Here is a 557-nt window from a genome sequence, read left to right as displayed (position 1 = left end):
CAGATGTTCGATGCGGGTCAGGCGGCGCTGCATCCACGTTTCTGTTAAAGGTTTTGCCTGCTGTTCGACAAACAGCGCGGAACGCAGCGCCAACGGGCAGGAGGCTAAAAAACTGCTGCTCAGTTTTACCTGGCCAAAATCTCTGACGCGCACAACATGGGACAAGGGACATTCACCAGCGCTATCCGCAACAGGTTGTGATGAAATTAATCCCTGTTGATTGGCCGCCGTCAACAGCTCCCGGCACTGCGACGGCGTCAGGCGCTGTAGTTTGAAGGTAGTGATCCAGCCTGGCGGATCGGCAAGTTGTAGCGGAGCAAAAGGATTATAATAAGAGGGAAGATAACGATATCCCAGCCCGCCAATACCGCCCAACAGCACAATAATCAGAAAACCCTTACCTCTCACGCGGCCTCCGTTCTCACATCCCATAAACATTATGGCAGAAGCCCGCGAAACCCGCGTTTTGTCGTGGTAATGTATACGCTTTGCATTCGATGGAATGGGTTTTTAAGATGGCGAAATTGCGGGTAGGAATAGTATTTGGCGGTAAGTCG

At 51.9% G+C, this 557-nt stretch carries 1 protein-coding gene; it reads right to left on the bottom strand.

Going from position 1 to position 557, the window contains the following annotated elements; all coding sequences use genetic code 11:
- Positions 1 to 438: extensin family protein (locus tag K0335_RS22230; protein WP_219394173.1), on the bottom strand; the 438-nt coding region annotated here is incomplete at its 3' end.
- Positions 439 to 557 lie beyond the last annotated feature (119 nt).

This window comes from Escherichia sp. GZ89 (genome assembly GCF_019366485.1).
GTDB lineage: Bacteria > Pseudomonadota > Gammaproteobacteria > Enterobacterales > Enterobacteriaceae > Escherichia > Escherichia fergusonii.
This window is presented reverse-complemented; position numbering and strand designations above follow the sequence as displayed.